Genomic DNA, 14,458 nt, shown 5'->3' on the forward strand with positions numbered 1-14,458 from the left:
TGCCATCATTATAATTACTACTGAATTTATTATGTTTAATTATAAAAAAATAATTCGATTAAAATTAATATTAGTCTTTATATTTTTTCCAAATATTATTTTTGCTGATAATCATAATGTAAATGAAATTTTAGAGTTAATTCAAAAAGATTTAAAAACCCTAGAAAAAGCTGTTTACTCAGGGTCAATTAATTCAAATAGTCAAACAAACACAAACGAAAACTCTGAGGATGTTTTAACAAGACATCTTCTAAAATTGTCTGATGTTGAAAAACAATTTCAAGAACTGACTAATAAGTTTGAAGAAATTAATTTCAAGTTAGATAAATTATCAAATAGGCTTTCTAAGGTTCAAGCAGATAACCAAATTAGATTTCAAGATCTGGAAAATGCTTTATCATCTGGAGAAATTGAAAAAAAATTAACTTCGATACCAAAGGAACAAGTAGACAAAACTTTACCAGGTTCTTCACAACCTCAAGACTTGGGGTCTATTTCATATAAAGATACAGAAAATGTAGAAACTAGTCAGCAAATACAATCAGTAGAAACTACTGCATCAATAGTGACAGAAAACTTTGAATCAGAAAAAAATATACTTCCAAATGCTACTCCAGAAAAACAATATGAATTTGCAACTAGTTTTTTAAAGGTAGGTGATTACAGCACTGCAGAAAGAGCTTTTAGGGAATTTGTGATAAATAATTCAGACCATAAACTAGCAGGCAATGCTCAATATTGGTATGCTGAAACGTTTAGAATAAGACAACTTTATACAGATGCAGCTACTGCTTATCTTGAAGGATATCAAAAATATCCAAAAGGTGAGAAGGCTCCTATAAATTTATTAAAACTTGGTGTATCAATGGTTCAAATAGGAGAAAAAGAGCAAGGTTGTAAGATGATTGTGGGGGTTGAAGAGCAATATCCTAAAGCAAATCAATCTGTGCTTCAAAAAGCAAAATATGAATCAAAAAAGTTTGAGTGTTCAAAACAAAACTCATAAACAAATTCTTAGTTTTTTAAAAGATCAAAAAATTTCAAAAGTTTATAGTGAATTCTCTTCCTCTTTAAATTCTGGGGAAAATTTAGCAGTAGCAGTTTCGGGTGGACCCGATAGTTTGGCACTGGCTTACTTGGCTAAATGTTATTCAATAAAAAATAAAATAAAAGTTAAATTTTTTTTAGTTGATCATAGACTTAGAACTGAGTCGACAAAGGAAGCAACGATAGTAAAAAAAATTTTACAAAAAATTGGTATCACATGCAAAGTATTAATCTGGAAAGGTAAAAAACCTTCTAGAAATATTCAGTCTTTAGCAAGAGAAGCAAGATATTCTTTACTATCAAAAGAATGTAAAAAAAATAATATTAAGCACTTATTATTAGGACATCATTCAAATGATTTAGTTGAAAATTTTTTAATTAGAGTGGTTAGAGGGAGTGGACTAAATGGATTGGTATCTTTTAACAAAAGTGTAAAATATAAAGATGAAGATCTAAATATTTTAAGACCATTACTAAACTTAAAAAAAAATGATTTAATTAATATTTCTAAAATAGTATTTAAATTTTTTATTAAAGATCCATCTAATATTAACGAGATATATAAAAGAACAAGAATTAGAACTTTATTAGAATCTCTTGAAAGAGAGGGATTGGACTTAAAAAAACTAAAATTAACCATTGATAATTTAAGAGACTCAGACAAATCAATTAAGTTTTATGTTAACAAAAATTTGAAGGATAATTCTACACATATTAAAACAAAAGATACTTATATTTTAAGTCATAATTTTTTTGATCAATCGCATGAAGTTGTTTTTAGATCTTTGACATTTGTTATTCAAAAAATAGGAAAAAAATACTATCCTGTTAGAGGAAAAAGTATCAACGAACTGATTAACCGAATTATCCTAAAGACATTTTCAAAAATAACTTTAGGAGGTTGTTTTGTTGAAAGAGTTAATGAGACCATATTAATTTCAAGGGAAAACACTAATAAAGTTAAGGTTTTGTAACAATTTGACACTTGTTTAATTAATAATAATTATTATCTTATAAGTATGAATATGAAGAATTTAGCAATGTGGGCAGTAATTGTTTTTCTAACAATAGGCCTTTATAATATGTTTAAGAACCCTCAAGCTAATGTGGGCAAAGGTAATTCTATTATATTTTCAGAATTTTTATCAGAAGTTGATAATGGTGGAGTTATAAAAGTTGATATTCAAGGAAACAATATTAGAGGAGTATTAGCTAATGGAAATACTTTTTCTACTTATTCACCGAATTATCCAAATTTAATTGAGAAGCTATCTGAAAAAGGTGTGAGTATATCAGCTGCTCCTTTAGAAGATAAGATGCCGTCTTTGTTTGGTGTTTTATTGTCGTGGTTTCCGATGTTGTTACTAATCGCTGTTTGGATTTTCTTTATGAGACAGATGCAGGGTGGCAAAGGTGGAGCCATGGGTTTTGGAAAATCTAAGGCAAAGATGATGAATGAATTAAAAGGTAAAGTTACTTTTGATGATGTCGCTGGAGTAGAAGAGGCTAAAGAAGAAGTAGAAGAAGTTGTTCAATTTTTAAAAGATCCTAAAAAGTTTAGTAGACTTGGTGGAAAAATACCAAGAGGATGTTTATTAGTTGGCCAACCTGGAACAGGTAAAACTTTACTTGCTAGAGCTATAGCTGGGGAAGCAGGAGTTCCGTTCTTTACAATATCAGGATCAGATTTTGTTGAAATGTTTGTGGGTGTTGGAGCCTCAAGAGTTAGAGATATGTTTGAACAAGGTAAAAAAAATTCACCCTGTATTATTTTCATAGATGAGATAGATGCTGTTGGAAGAAGTAGAGGTGCTGGTCTTGGAGGAGGTAACGATGAAAGAGAGCAAACTTTAAACCAGTTATTAGTTGAAATGGACGGTTTTGACACGAATGAAGGTGTAATAATTATTGCCGCTACAAATAGACCTGATGTATTAGACCCAGCATTATTACGACCAGGTAGATTTGATAGACAGGTAGTTGTTGGACTTCCAGATATAATAGGAAGAGAAAAAGTATTAAAAGTTCATGTTAAAAAAATTAAAATGGCACCTGATGTAAATTTAAGAACAGTAGCTAGAGGAACCCCAGGTTTTTCAGGTGCAGATTTAGCAAATATAGTTAATGAAGCGGCATTACTTGCTGCAAGAAAAAATAAAAGACTAGTTACTCTAACTGAGTTTGAAGAAGCAAGAGATAAAGTGATGATGGGATCAGAAAGAAGATCCATGGTCATGACAGAAGAAGAAAAAACATTAACAGCTTACCACGAAGCTGGACATGCAATAGTAACTATTAATGAGGATGCAGCTCATCCAATTCATAAGGCAACAATCATTCCAAGAGGTCGTGCTTTAGGAATGGTTATGCAACTACCTGAGAGAGATCAGCTATCTCAAACAAGAGAACAGCTTCATGCTCAATTAGCTATAGCTATGGGTGGAAGAGTAGCAGAAGAAATCATATTTGGAGAAGATAAAGTTACAACTGGTGCATCTAGTGATATTGAACAAGCAACTCAAAGAGCTAGAGCTATGGTAATGCAAGCAGGCCTTAGTAAAGAGTTGGGACCAGTTTCCTATGGTTCGAATGAAGAAGAGGTATTTCTAGGAAGGTCTGTTGCGAGAACTCAAAATATGTCTGAAGAAACCTCAAAGAAAGTAGACTCAGAAATTAGAAAAATTGTAGATAAAGGTTATGAAAGAGCAAGAACAGTTTTAACTGAAAAAATTGACGATCTACACAAATTAGCTAAAGCTCTCCTAACGTATGAAACACTTACAGGTGAAGAAATAGAAAACCTGATAAATAAAAATATATATCCAAGCAATAAAGAGGATTTAAAAGTTGAAGATGAAGATAAAGGTTCAGCTTTAAGTTCAATGGGTCTTAAGCCGAAAATAGTTCATTAATACTAAATGAAAAAATATTACACAAGAGCGTGTAATTTTGCTTATGGTCAATTTTCAATTGATTTAGTTAGAAAAAAAAAATCTCCCACTAAATGGTAATAAGAAAATTTCTTTTGGACAAATTGAAATTCTTACACGAACTTCTATCAAAAAAATTGATCTTAAAGATATAAAAAAGTTACCCAAACTACTGAAAGAAAAAATTAATAAAGATCTCAAGATAATTGTTAAAAAAAATAAAAATTTTTCAAGTTTAAATTTTAATAAAATACCTAATATAATGGGTATATTAAATTTAACACCGGATAGTTTTTCTGATGGGGGTAAATTTAATAAAAAGAAAAAAGGAATATCTCATGCAAAGAATTTATTTAAATCCGGAGCAGATATTATTGATGTTGGTGGAGAATCAACAAGACCTGGATCTAAACCTGTAAGTAAAAAGGAAGAATGGAATAGAATAAAAGAAATATTAAAAGATGTTAATAAAAAAATTCCACTATCATTAGATACAAGAAAATCAGAAATTATGCTTAAAGGGATTAAGTTAGGAGTTAAACTTATAAATGATGTGTCAGGTCTAAGTTATGACCTTAAAACAGTTAAGGTATTGATAAAAAGCAAAACTCCATTTGTCATTCAACATTCACAAGGAACACCAGAAAAAATGCAAAAAAACCCTAAGTACAAAAATGAATTATTAGATATTTATGATTTTTTTGAACAAAAGATTAAATTTTTAAGATCCAAGGGTATAAAACATAATAATATTGTAATTGATCCAGGAATTGGTTTTGGAAAAAATTTGAAACATAATATGAATTTAATTAGAAGCGTTTCTATTTTTCATACTCTTGGTTTTCCTATATTACTTGGACTTTCTAGGAAAAAATTTATTAAGGATTTATCTGGAAAAAATGATAGCAAGGAAAGATTAGGTGGAACAGTAGCTTCTTCCATGTATGCAATAATGCAAGGAGTTCAAATTCTAAGAATTCATGATGTGAATGAATTAAGACAAAGTATAAAGGTGTTTAAAGAATTAATTAAAAACTAATGGCAAAAAAATATTTTGGAACAGATGGAATAAGAGGTGCCGTTAATAGTAAAAATATTAATGGAGACATGTTTTTTAAATTTGCTCTTGCAACAGGAACTTACTTCAAAACTCAAAAAAAAAAGAAACAAATAGCAATAATTGCTAAAGATACGAGACTCTCAGGGTATAGTTTGGAACCTGCGTTAGTATCAGGACTTACATCGGCTGGTATGCATGTTTATACATTAGGCCCACTTCCAACCAATGGCTTAGCAATGCTCACAAAAAGTATGAAAGCTAATATGGGAATTATGATTACAGCATCTCATAACCCATATCATGACAATGGGTTAAAATTATTTGGACCTGATGGGTTAAAACTGTCAAATAAAATTGAAAAGAAAATTGAAACTTTAATTGATCAAAAGATTGAAAAATCTTTATCAAAACCAAAAAAATTGGGTCGTGTAAAAAGGTTAGAAACTGCAAATAAAGATTATATAAAAATTTTAAAAAGTAATTTACCAAAAGATTTTAATCTAAGAGGTTTAAGAATAGTAATTGATTGCGCAAATGGGGCTGGATATAAGGCAGGACCTGAATTATTAAAATCTTTAGGTGCTAAAGTATTTTCAATTGGAATAAATCCTAATGGTCTTAATATTAATAAAAATTGCGGATCTACTTTTCCAAATAAAATCAGATTGGCAGTAAAGAAATATAAAGCACATTTAGGAATTTCACTTGATGGAGATGCCGACAGAATCATTATGTGTGATGAAAAAGGTATTGTAATTGATGGAGATCAAATAATTGCCGCAATAGCAATGAGATGGAAAAGAAAAAAAATGTTAAAAGGAGGTGTAGTTGGCACGTTAATGTCTAACTATGGATTAGAAAAGTTTTTTAAACTACATAATATAAAATTCTTAAGATCAAATGTAGGAGATCGCTTTGTAAAAGAGAAAATGCAAAAAAATAATTTTAATTTAGGTGGTGAGCAATCTGGGCATATTATTCTAGGCAAATTTGCAACCACTGGAGATGGCTTATTAGTTGCTTTAGAAGTTTTATTTTCATTAAGAAAAGGAAAAAAAGCTAGTAGTTTTTTTAATACCTTTAAGAAAACTCCACAAATATTAGAAAATATTGATGTTAAAGACAAAAATATAATTAAAAATATTGATATTAAAAATTCTATAAAATCAGCAGAAAAATTAATTAAAGGTCAAGGTAGAATATTAGTTAGAAGCTCAGGAACGGAGTCTAAAATCAGAGTAATGGGAGAGAGTGATAATATTAAATTGCTTCAAAAATGTTTGAAAATCATTTTAAGAAAAATTAAATAAATTGAAACCAAAATCTAAAATATTAGTTATTGCTGGATCAGATTCATCTGGTGGTGCTGGCATCCAAGCTGATATTAAAACTATCACAGCTTTAGGTTCGTATGCCATGACAGCAATAACAGCTGTCACAATTCAAAATACAACAGGTGTAAAATCAATAGTACCAATTGATCCAAAGGAAATTTCAAATCAAATAGAATTTACCTCAAAAGACATTAAACCTGATGCCATAAAAATTGGAATGTTGCATTCTACAAAAGTAATAAAATCAGTAATTCATTCATTAAATCTTATTAAAGTTAAAAAAATAATTTTAGATCCTGTTATGGTAGCTAAAGGTGGTGCAAAACTTATTGATGATAAGGCAATTCAGTTATTAAAAAATGAACTAATTAAAAAAGTTAGCCTAATTACTCCAAATATTCCAGAAGCTGAAATATTAACTAAAACTAAAATAAGAACAAAAGAAGATATGATTTTTGCTGCCAGCATACTAATAAAATTAGGAGCAAAAAATGTTTTTATAAAAGGTGGTCATTTAGAGTCTAAAATTGTCCAAGATATTTTTGTAAACAAAAATGAAATTTTCATTATAAAAAATAAAAGAATTACAACCAGGAATACACATGGCACAGGTTGCACCCTTTCTTCTGCTATTTCTACATTCTTTTCATGTGGAAAAACCTTAAAGAGATCTTGTGAGCTTGCAACTAAGTATGTACACAATTCAATAAATTCAAACCTTAAATTCGGTAAAGGTCATGGGCCTATCAACCATTTAAGTTCAGTAACAATAGAAAAAAAATTTAGATAATGAAAAATGTTGTAGTTGTTGGATCTCAATGGGGAGATGAAGGAAAAGGTAAAATAGTCGACTGGTTATCAGACCAAGCAGATGTTGTTATTCGTTTTCAAGGAGGACACAATGCTGGACACACATTAGTAATTGATGGAACAACTTATAAATTAAGATTACTACCTTCTGGAATTGTAAGAAAAAATAAAATTTCTATTATAGGAAATGGAGTTGTTGTTGACCCGTGGGCACTATTAGAGGAAATAGAAGAAATTAAATCTAAGGGTGTTGAGGTTAATGTGGATAATTTTATAATTTCAGAATCTGCAAATCTTATTTTACCATTTCATAGAGAGATGGATGAAATAAGAGAAGATGCTGCTGGAAAAGGAAAAATTGGAACAACAAGAAGAGGAATTGGGCCAGCCTATGAAGATAAAGTGGGAAGAAGATCAATCCGTGTTATGGATCTAAGATCTGAGACTAATCTAGACCATAGATTGGAAACAGTGCTTCTTCATCATAATGCAATTAGAAAAGGGTTAGGTAAAAAAATTTTTGAAAAAGATAATCTTAAAGAAGAACTCTTAAAAATTGCTCCAGAAATATTAAAGTTTTCTCAACCTGTTTGGCTTAGAATTGATGAATTTAAGAAACAAAAAAAAAGAATATTATTTGAAGGTGCACAAGGAATACTACTAGATGTGGATCATGGAACGTACCCTTTTGTAACATCATCCAATACTGTTGCATCTGCGGCTGCAACAGGAACTGGTTGTGGTCCTAATTCTATTCATTATGTTCTTGGAATAACAAAAGCTTACACCACCAGAGTTGGCGAAGGACCTTTTCCAACTGAGTTAACAAATGATATCGGAGAATTGCTTGGTTCAAGAGGAAAAGAATTTGGGACTGTCACTAGTAGAAAAAGAAGGTGTGGTTGGTTTGATGGTGTTTTGGTTAGACAAACAATTAAAATTTCAGGTATAGACGGAATAGCATTAACTAAATTAGATGTTTTAGATGAATTAGATGAAATTAAGATGTGTGTTGAGTATGAGCTTGATGGTAAAAAAATGGATTACTTACCAGCTGCAGTTGAGGATCAGCTAAAAATTAAACCAATTTATAAAACTTTTCCTGGATGGAAAAGTTCCACACAAGGAATAAAAAATATTGAAAATTTACCAGAAAATGCAAAAAATTATATTTACGCATTAGAAGATTTTATTGGAACAAAAGTTTCAAGTATTTCAACAAGCCCTGAACGAGAAGATACTATTCTTTTAGAAAATCCTTTTGAGGTTTAGTTCGCTGGAAGTAGATTTTTAGATTTAGCAGATAATAACATGTGTTTTTGAAGCTTCTCAAATGCTTTATTTTCAATTTGTCTAACTCTTTCTCTACTAATTTTGTATTTTTTACTTAAATCTTCAAGTGTTGTAGGTTCATCATTTAATCTTCTAGAGTATAAAATCTCTTTTTCTCTTTCATTAAGAATTTTTATAGAATCTTTAAGTAAGCTTTGTCTTTGTCCCATTTCTTCTTGATGTGCAAATTTCAGATCATGATCAAGCTCTTTATCTACCAACCAGTCTTGCCACTCATCACCATCTTCTCCAACTTGCGCATTTAAAGAAAATTCTTTGCCAGATAGTCTTCTGTTCATTGAAATTACTTCATCTTTGTTGACATCTAACTTGTTTGCAATTTCAGTTACATGCTCAGGTCTTAAATCACCTTCAGATTGAGGAGCGATTTGATTTTTAATTTTCTTTAAATTGAAAAATAATTTTTTTTGTGCAGTTGTTGTTCCTATTTTTACTAAGCTCCAAGATCTTAGAATATATTCTTGTATAGAAGCTCTAATCCACCACATTGCATAAGTTGCTAATCTAAATCCTTTCTCAGGTTCAAATTTTTTAACAGCTTGCATTAGCCCAACATTTCCTTCTGAAATCATTTCATTTACTGGAAGACCGTATCCCCTGTAACCCATCGCAATTTTTGCAACGAGTCTTAGATGACTAGTAACAAGTTTTTCTGCAGCTTTAACATTCCCTGTTGCCTTCCAATTTTTTGCAAGCATATATTCTTCTTCTGCTGCCAGCATAGGAAATTTTTTAATTTGTTCCAGATAAGCTGATAAACCACCTTCATTAGAAAGTGCAGGAAGATTACTATTCATTGTAGTACTCATAAGTTGTATTTATTTAATTGACTATAGTATTATTTCAAGGTTTTATTTGCCAGTATTTCTAAGCAATACTAAAATATTTTCAAGTTCTTGTGGCAAAATTGAGGTAAAAACCATTTCCTCATTAGTTCTTGGGTGAATAAACCCCAATGTTTGAGCATGCAAAAATTGTCTATCTAATTTATAAATTAAATTTTCTAAATTAGTATCGATATTTTTAAGTTTTTTATATTTTTTTTTATATTTTCCATCACCCATAATACTATTACCCATATGTGTCATGTGAACTCTTATTTGATGCGTTCTTCCAGTTTCCAATCTGCATTCCACTAAGCTTAATGTAGGAGTTTTATCATTTTCAAAAATCTCAATTGTTTTGTAATTAGTGATTGCTCTTTTGCCTTTAGAATTGCTAACTTCCATCATCTGTCTATTTTTTGAGCTTCTAGTTATAAACGTATCAATTTTTCCAGAGGATGGTCTAAGTTTCCCCCAAATTAAAAGCTGATAAACTCTCGTAATTGTGTGCTCACTAAATTGATGTGATAAGTTTTCGTGTGTTTCATTATTTTTAGCAATAACTATTAATCCTGAAGTATCCTTGTCAATCCTATGAACTATGCCAGGCCTTAGTTCATCACCTATTGTGGATAACGAGTCCTTGTTATAATGCATTAAGGCGTTAACAATTGTTTCATCATAATTTCCTGCACCTGGATGCATGATTATACCTGCCGGCTTGTTGATTATTAGCAAATCATCATCTTCATAAACAATTTGTAACTTAAAATTATATGGCTTTAATGATGCTTCTTTAGGTTCTGGAATTTGAAGATTTATCTCATCTCCACTCAGTACTTTTTTTGAGGGACTATTAATAATTTGATCATTTATTTTTAATTTTTCTTTAAGAATTAAATTCTTAATTCTGGATCTGCTAATTAAGTTTTCTCTTTTATTAATGAATACATCAAGCCTGAGATTATTCTCATCTTCACCAACTATTAAATTAATGTTTTTTTCCATAAAATGTAATATTAATACTATATGCGCTTGTAGCTCAACTGGATAGAGCGCCTGACTTCGGATCAGGAGGTTCTGGGTTCGACTCCTAGCAGGCGCACCATAACCAAACAAAATGTCTAATACTTTGATGCCCTCCGCAATCTATCATTTATAGCTTTACCAAGCCCTATATTAGGAATCTTTTCCACAGCAATCGATTTATAACCCTCATTTTTTATTTTTCTTAGACACGAATAAAGGTTTTTTGCTGCTTCATCTAAATTACTTTTCGAAGTTAAATAAAAATAATTTTTGGGTTTAGTTTTCTTTTTCTTAATTAATATGAAAGCTTCGTCATTTTTTGGTTTTGTGACGTTCATTCTTAAAGGAATACCAGGAGAGTAATGTAGCCGTGATTGACCAGGGGCTATTTTTTTCTTAGGATTGGTAGATATATTCATCTTGAAACCTAAAGCTGTTTGAATTTTTGAAATATCTAGACCTCCTAATCTCAGTATAGTTGGTCTAGCTGTAAGATTAACTATTGTAGACTCTATTCCAATAGCGCAAGTACCTCCGTCTAAAATATATTTAATTTTATTACCGAATTCTTCTTTAACATCTTTTGCATTAACAGCACTTACTTTAGTTGTAATATTAGCACTAGGTGCAGCTAATGGATAATCTAGCTGTTTTAGTAAATTTTTAAATATTGTGTGTTTTGGAAATCTTACTGCTAAACTTTTCTTATTATTAGTTACATATTTTGAAATCTTAGAGTTTTTTTTTAATTGTAATACGTATGTTATTGGGCCAGGTGAAAATTTTTTATAAAGTTTAATAAAATTATCATTTATCAAGCAATCTTTTTTAAGAGAATCGATATCGTGATAATGTACGATTAAAGGGTTGTTTTTTGGTCTCTTTTTTAAATTATAAATCTTATTTACTGCTGAATTCTTGTATGCATTCGCGGCTAGACCATAAACGGTTTCAGTAGGTACGCCAATACAGTAATTTTTATCAAGGTATTTTTTTGCTTTTTTGATATTTGATTGATTAGATTTCATGTATTAATAATTATTATTATATGAAAGATAAAAATTTACCACTTGATAATAACACACTGTCTCTTGAGGAGTTAACAAAAGAGGCAAATAATATTATTGAATCTTTAGAGTCGGAGAAAGACTTGCAGAATTCAATTGATTCATATCAGCAATTATTAAAATTAAATAATATTATTGAAAAAAAATTCTATAAAACTTCAAAAATGATCAATGAAGAAACAAAAAAAAAAATTAACAATATAAATTCAAAAAAAAATGCAAAATAAACTTGCTAGAATAGCAAAAGATACAAACTTATTTTTAAAGCGATTTATTAAAGGACAAAAAAGAACAGAATTAATAGCTGCTATGGAATATGGGTTATTTCCAGGTGGAAAAAAAATTAGATCAAAAATTTTAATTGATATAGGAGCTATATTTAAAATTAATTACAAAACACTAATTTCTATTGGTGCTGCAGTTGAATGTATTCATGCTTATTCATTAATACATGATGATTTACCTTGCATGGATGATGATAAAATAAGAAGAGGAAAAATTTCTACACATATTAAATTTGGAGAATCAACAGCGGTACTAGCAGGAAACTCACTTTTAACAATGGCTTTTGAAATCTTGGTTAGTTCGAGCTTAAAGTTAAATGAAAAAATAAAAGTAGATCTAATAAAAAAACTCTCAGAGACTTCTGGACATCTAGGAATAGCTGGTGGTCAATATTTAGATCTTAGTTTTGAAAAAAAAAAAGTTTCTAAAAGTAAAATTATAGACATGGAAATAAAAAAAACAGGCAAGCTCTTTAGCTTTTGTTGCGCTGTCCCAGTTATTATTAAGAGAAAAAGTAATACTCAAATAAAGTTTTTTGAAAATATAGGGTCAAATATTGGACTTTTATTTCAAATTGCTGACGATTTAATAGACTTTAAAGGCTCTACAGTTATTGCTGGTAAGTTAACAGGTAAGGATAAGAAAAAAGGTAAAGCCACTTTAATCAGTTTACTAGGATATCAAAATGCTATTAAATATGCTGATAAAATTAAGTCTGAAATAATTAAAGATTTAAATAAATATAGTTCAAACACTAACAGTTTAAATGAAACTCTAGACTACATTTTAAAAAGAAATAAATAATGCAAAACTATAAATTTCTCAAAGATATTAATTTTCCTTCTGACTTAAGAAAATTATCAGAGAACGATCTTCAAGAAGTTTCTAACGAAGTTAGAAAAGAGATGATTGATGCAGTATCTGAAACAGGAGGACACTTAGGTGCAGGTCTTGGGGTTGTTGAGCTAACCGTAGCTTTACATTACGTATTTGATACTCCAAATGACAGACTAATTTGGGATGTGGGTCATCAAACTTATCCACATAAAATTTTGACTGGAAGAAAATCAAAAATTAAAACATTGAGACAAGGTAATGGATTGTCTGGTTTTACAAAAAGATCTGAAAGTGAGTATGATCCATTTGGTGCTGCACATAGCTCAACATCAATATCATCAGCTCTAGGCATGGCGGAAGCAAATAAGTTATCAAATAAATTAAATAATATAATTGCAGTCATAGGAGATGGTGCAATTAGTGCGGGTATGGCATATGAGGCAATGAATAACGCAGGTGCTTCAAAAACTAAAATGATTGTTATTTTAAATGATAACGATATGTCGATTGCAAAACCAGTAGGTGCTATGAGAACTTATTTAGCTAAACTTCTAACAGGAAAAATTTATTTTAGTTTAAGGGAAACTTTTAAATTAATAGTTTCTGCTTTTTCTAAAAGATTTAGTGTGAAAGCTGGAAAAGCTGAGGATTTTTTAAGATCAGCTGTAACTGGTGGTACTCTTTTTAATTCTTTAGGTTTTTATTATGTTGGTCCAATAGATGGACATGATTTGTCTACACTCATACCGATTTTAAAAAATGCAAGAGACTCAAAGCATCAAGGTCCAATTATGATTCATATAAAAACTCAAAAAGGTAAAGGATATTCTTATGCTGAAAAAGCTAGTGATCATTATCACGGTGTTTCAAAATTTAATGTTGTAACTGGCGAACAGGTAAAAAGTGGAACAAATCTTCCAGCTTATACAAAGGTTTTTGCAAACACTTTAGTGAAACATGCAGAAAGAGACAGTAAAGTTGTAGGAGTTACTGCTGCTATGCCAGGTGGAACGGGTATGGATATTTTTGCCAAAGATTTTCCAAAAAGAATGTTTGATGTTGGAATTGCTGAGCAGCATGCTGTTACTTTTGCAGCAGGGTTAGCCACTGAAGGCTATAAGCCATATGTTGCAATCTATTCGACTTTTTTACAAAGAGCTTATGATCAAGTGGTTCATGATGTGGCTATTCAAAGTTTACCTGTGAGATTTATTATAGATAGAGCAGGTTTAGTAGGTGCTGATGGATCAACTCATGCTGGCTCATTCGATATTACTTATCTTTCTACTCTTCCTAATTTTATAGTAATGGCACCAAGTGATGAAGCAGAATTAGTTAAAATGATAAATACATCGATGACAATCAATAACAAACCTTGTGCTATTAGATACCCAAGAGGAAATGGCATAGGAGTGGAATTACCATCAATAGATGAGAACATAGAGATTGGAAAAGGAAGAGTTATTCAAGAAGGGAAACAGGTTTGTATTTTAAGTATAGGAACTAGATTGGAAGAATGTAAAATTGCAGCAGCAGAATTAAAAAATAAAGGAATTGAGTCAACGATAGTTGACGCTCGTTTTGCTAAACCCTTGGACCAAGAACTTATTTTAAAATGTGCGCGAGAACATGAGGCTATGATTACTGTAGAAGAGGGATCTATTGGAGGTTTTGGCTCTCACGTGGAAAATTTGTTATCAGAAAAAGGTATATTTGATAAAGGTTTAAAATTTAGAACCATGATATTGCCTGATATTTTCATCGAACAAGATAGTCCAAAAAAAATGTATGATGTTGCTGGTCTTAACGCATCTCAAATATCAAAAAAAATACTAGACATCTTATTTACAAAAGAGTCGATAAAAGTAGTTAAAAATTAAAT

The 14,458-nt window shown here is 30.3% G+C and carries 13 protein-coding genes and 1 tRNA gene; 11 read left to right on the plus strand and 3 right to left on the minus strand.

All coding sequences use genetic code 11. From position 1 onward, the window contains the following. The first annotated feature begins 31 nt into the window (after positions 1–31). The 7 genes from ybgF to AC5SLW_RS01095 all read left to right on the plus strand — a co-directional run bounded on the left by ybgF (position 32) and on the right by AC5SLW_RS01095 (position 8,453). Positions 32–1,006 carry a tol-pal system protein YbgF gene (ybgF, locus tag AC5SLW_RS01065; protein WP_494575361.1) on the plus strand — a complete coding sequence of 325 codons (975 nt, stop codon included), beginning with the start codon at positions 32–34 and terminating at the stop codon, positions 1,004–1,006. After that, positions 966–2,021 carry a tRNA lysidine(34) synthetase TilS gene (gene tilS, locus AC5SLW_RS01070; RefSeq protein ID WP_494575363.1) on the plus strand — a complete coding sequence of 352 codons (1,056 nt, stop codon included), beginning with the start codon at positions 966–968 and terminating at the stop codon, positions 2,019–2,021. The genes ybgF and tilS overlap by 41 nt, the downstream gene beginning before the upstream one ends. Positions 2,022–2,072: 51 nt before the next feature. Continuing rightward, positions 2,073–3,959 carry an ATP-dependent zinc metalloprotease FtsH gene (ftsH, locus tag AC5SLW_RS01075; protein ID WP_494575365.1) on the plus strand — a complete coding sequence of 629 codons (1,887 nt, stop codon included), beginning with the start codon at positions 2,073–2,075 and terminating at the stop codon, positions 3,957–3,959. Between the two features lie 280 nt (positions 3,960–4,239). Continuing rightward, entirely contained in the window at positions 4,240–5,016 is a 777-nt protein-coding gene (gene folP / locus AC5SLW_RS01080; protein ID WP_494575367.1) for a dihydropteroate synthase, read from the plus strand. After that, on the plus strand, positions 5,016–6,347 hold the full coding sequence (gene glmM, locus AC5SLW_RS01085) for a phosphoglucosamine mutase (RefSeq protein WP_494575369.1): 1,332 nt from the start codon (positions 5,016–5,018) through the stop codon (positions 6,345–6,347). The genes folP and glmM overlap by 1 nt, the downstream gene beginning before the upstream one ends. Before the next feature lies 1 nt (position 6,348). Further along, complete coding sequence (gene thiD / locus AC5SLW_RS01090; RefSeq protein WP_006997300.1) at positions 6,349–7,161, plus strand: bifunctional hydroxymethylpyrimidine kinase/phosphomethylpyrimidine kinase; 813 nt, start codon at positions 6,349–6,351, stop codon at positions 7,159–7,161. Next, entirely contained in the window at positions 7,161–8,453 is a 1,293-nt protein-coding gene (locus AC5SLW_RS01095; protein ID WP_494575371.1) for an adenylosuccinate synthase, read from the plus strand. The genes thiD and AC5SLW_RS01095 overlap by 1 nt, the downstream gene beginning before the upstream one ends. On the opposite strand, the gene rpoH is transcribed toward AC5SLW_RS01095, so the two are convergent. Together rpoH and AC5SLW_RS01105 are read right to left on the minus strand one after the other, a co-directional pair. Beyond that, positions 8,450–9,331, minus strand: a complete 882-nt coding sequence (gene rpoH / locus AC5SLW_RS01100) for an RNA polymerase sigma factor RpoH (protein ID WP_018413888.1) — start codon at positions 9,329–9,331, stop codon at positions 8,450–8,452. The genes AC5SLW_RS01095 and rpoH overlap by 4 nt on opposite strands. A gap of 54 nt (positions 9,332–9,385) precedes the next feature. After that, on the minus strand, positions 9,386–10,366 hold the full coding sequence (locus tag AC5SLW_RS01105; protein WP_027306710.1) for an RluA family pseudouridine synthase: 981 nt from the start codon (positions 10,364–10,366) through the stop codon (positions 9,386–9,388). 23 nt (positions 10,367–10,389) lie between these two features. Here AC5SLW_RS01105 and AC5SLW_RS01110 point away from each other — a divergent pair. Beyond that, positions 10,390–10,466 (plus strand) — tRNA-Arg (locus AC5SLW_RS01110). Positions 10,467–10,482: 16 nt separating this feature from the next. On the opposite strand, the gene AC5SLW_RS01115 is transcribed toward AC5SLW_RS01110, so the two are convergent. After that, complete coding sequence (locus AC5SLW_RS01115) at positions 10,483–11,415, minus strand: L-threonylcarbamoyladenylate synthase (protein WP_018413889.1); 933 nt, start codon at positions 11,413–11,415, stop codon at positions 10,483–10,485. A 20-nt stretch (positions 11,416–11,435) separates the two neighbouring features. Here AC5SLW_RS01115 and AC5SLW_RS01120 point away from each other — a divergent pair, with 20 nt between their 5' ends. The 3 genes from AC5SLW_RS01120 to dxs are packed head-to-tail and all read left to right on the plus strand — an operon-like array spanning position 11,436 to position 14,456. Beyond that, positions 11,436–11,681, plus strand: a complete 246-nt coding sequence (locus AC5SLW_RS01120) for a hypothetical protein (RefSeq protein WP_006997295.1) — start codon at positions 11,436–11,438, stop codon at positions 11,679–11,681. Continuing rightward, the gene (locus AC5SLW_RS01125) at positions 11,671–12,543 is read left to right on the plus strand and encodes a polyprenyl synthetase family protein (protein WP_027306708.1); all 873 of its coding nucleotides are present in this window, start codon (positions 11,671–11,673) and stop codon (positions 12,541–12,543) included. Before AC5SLW_RS01120 ends, AC5SLW_RS01125 begins: the two co-directional genes overlap by 11 nt. Continuing rightward, positions 12,543–14,456 (plus strand): 1-deoxy-D-xylulose-5-phosphate synthase, encoded by a 1,914-nt coding sequence (dxs, locus tag AC5SLW_RS01130; protein ID WP_494575375.1) that lies wholly within the window; start codon positions 12,543–12,545, stop codon positions 14,454–14,456. Before AC5SLW_RS01125 ends, dxs begins: the two co-directional genes overlap by 1 nt. The last annotated feature ends 2 nt before the right edge of the window (positions 14,457–14,458 follow it).

The sequence above is a fragment of the Candidatus Pelagibacter sp. PS_40 genome (genome assembly GCF_059417765.1).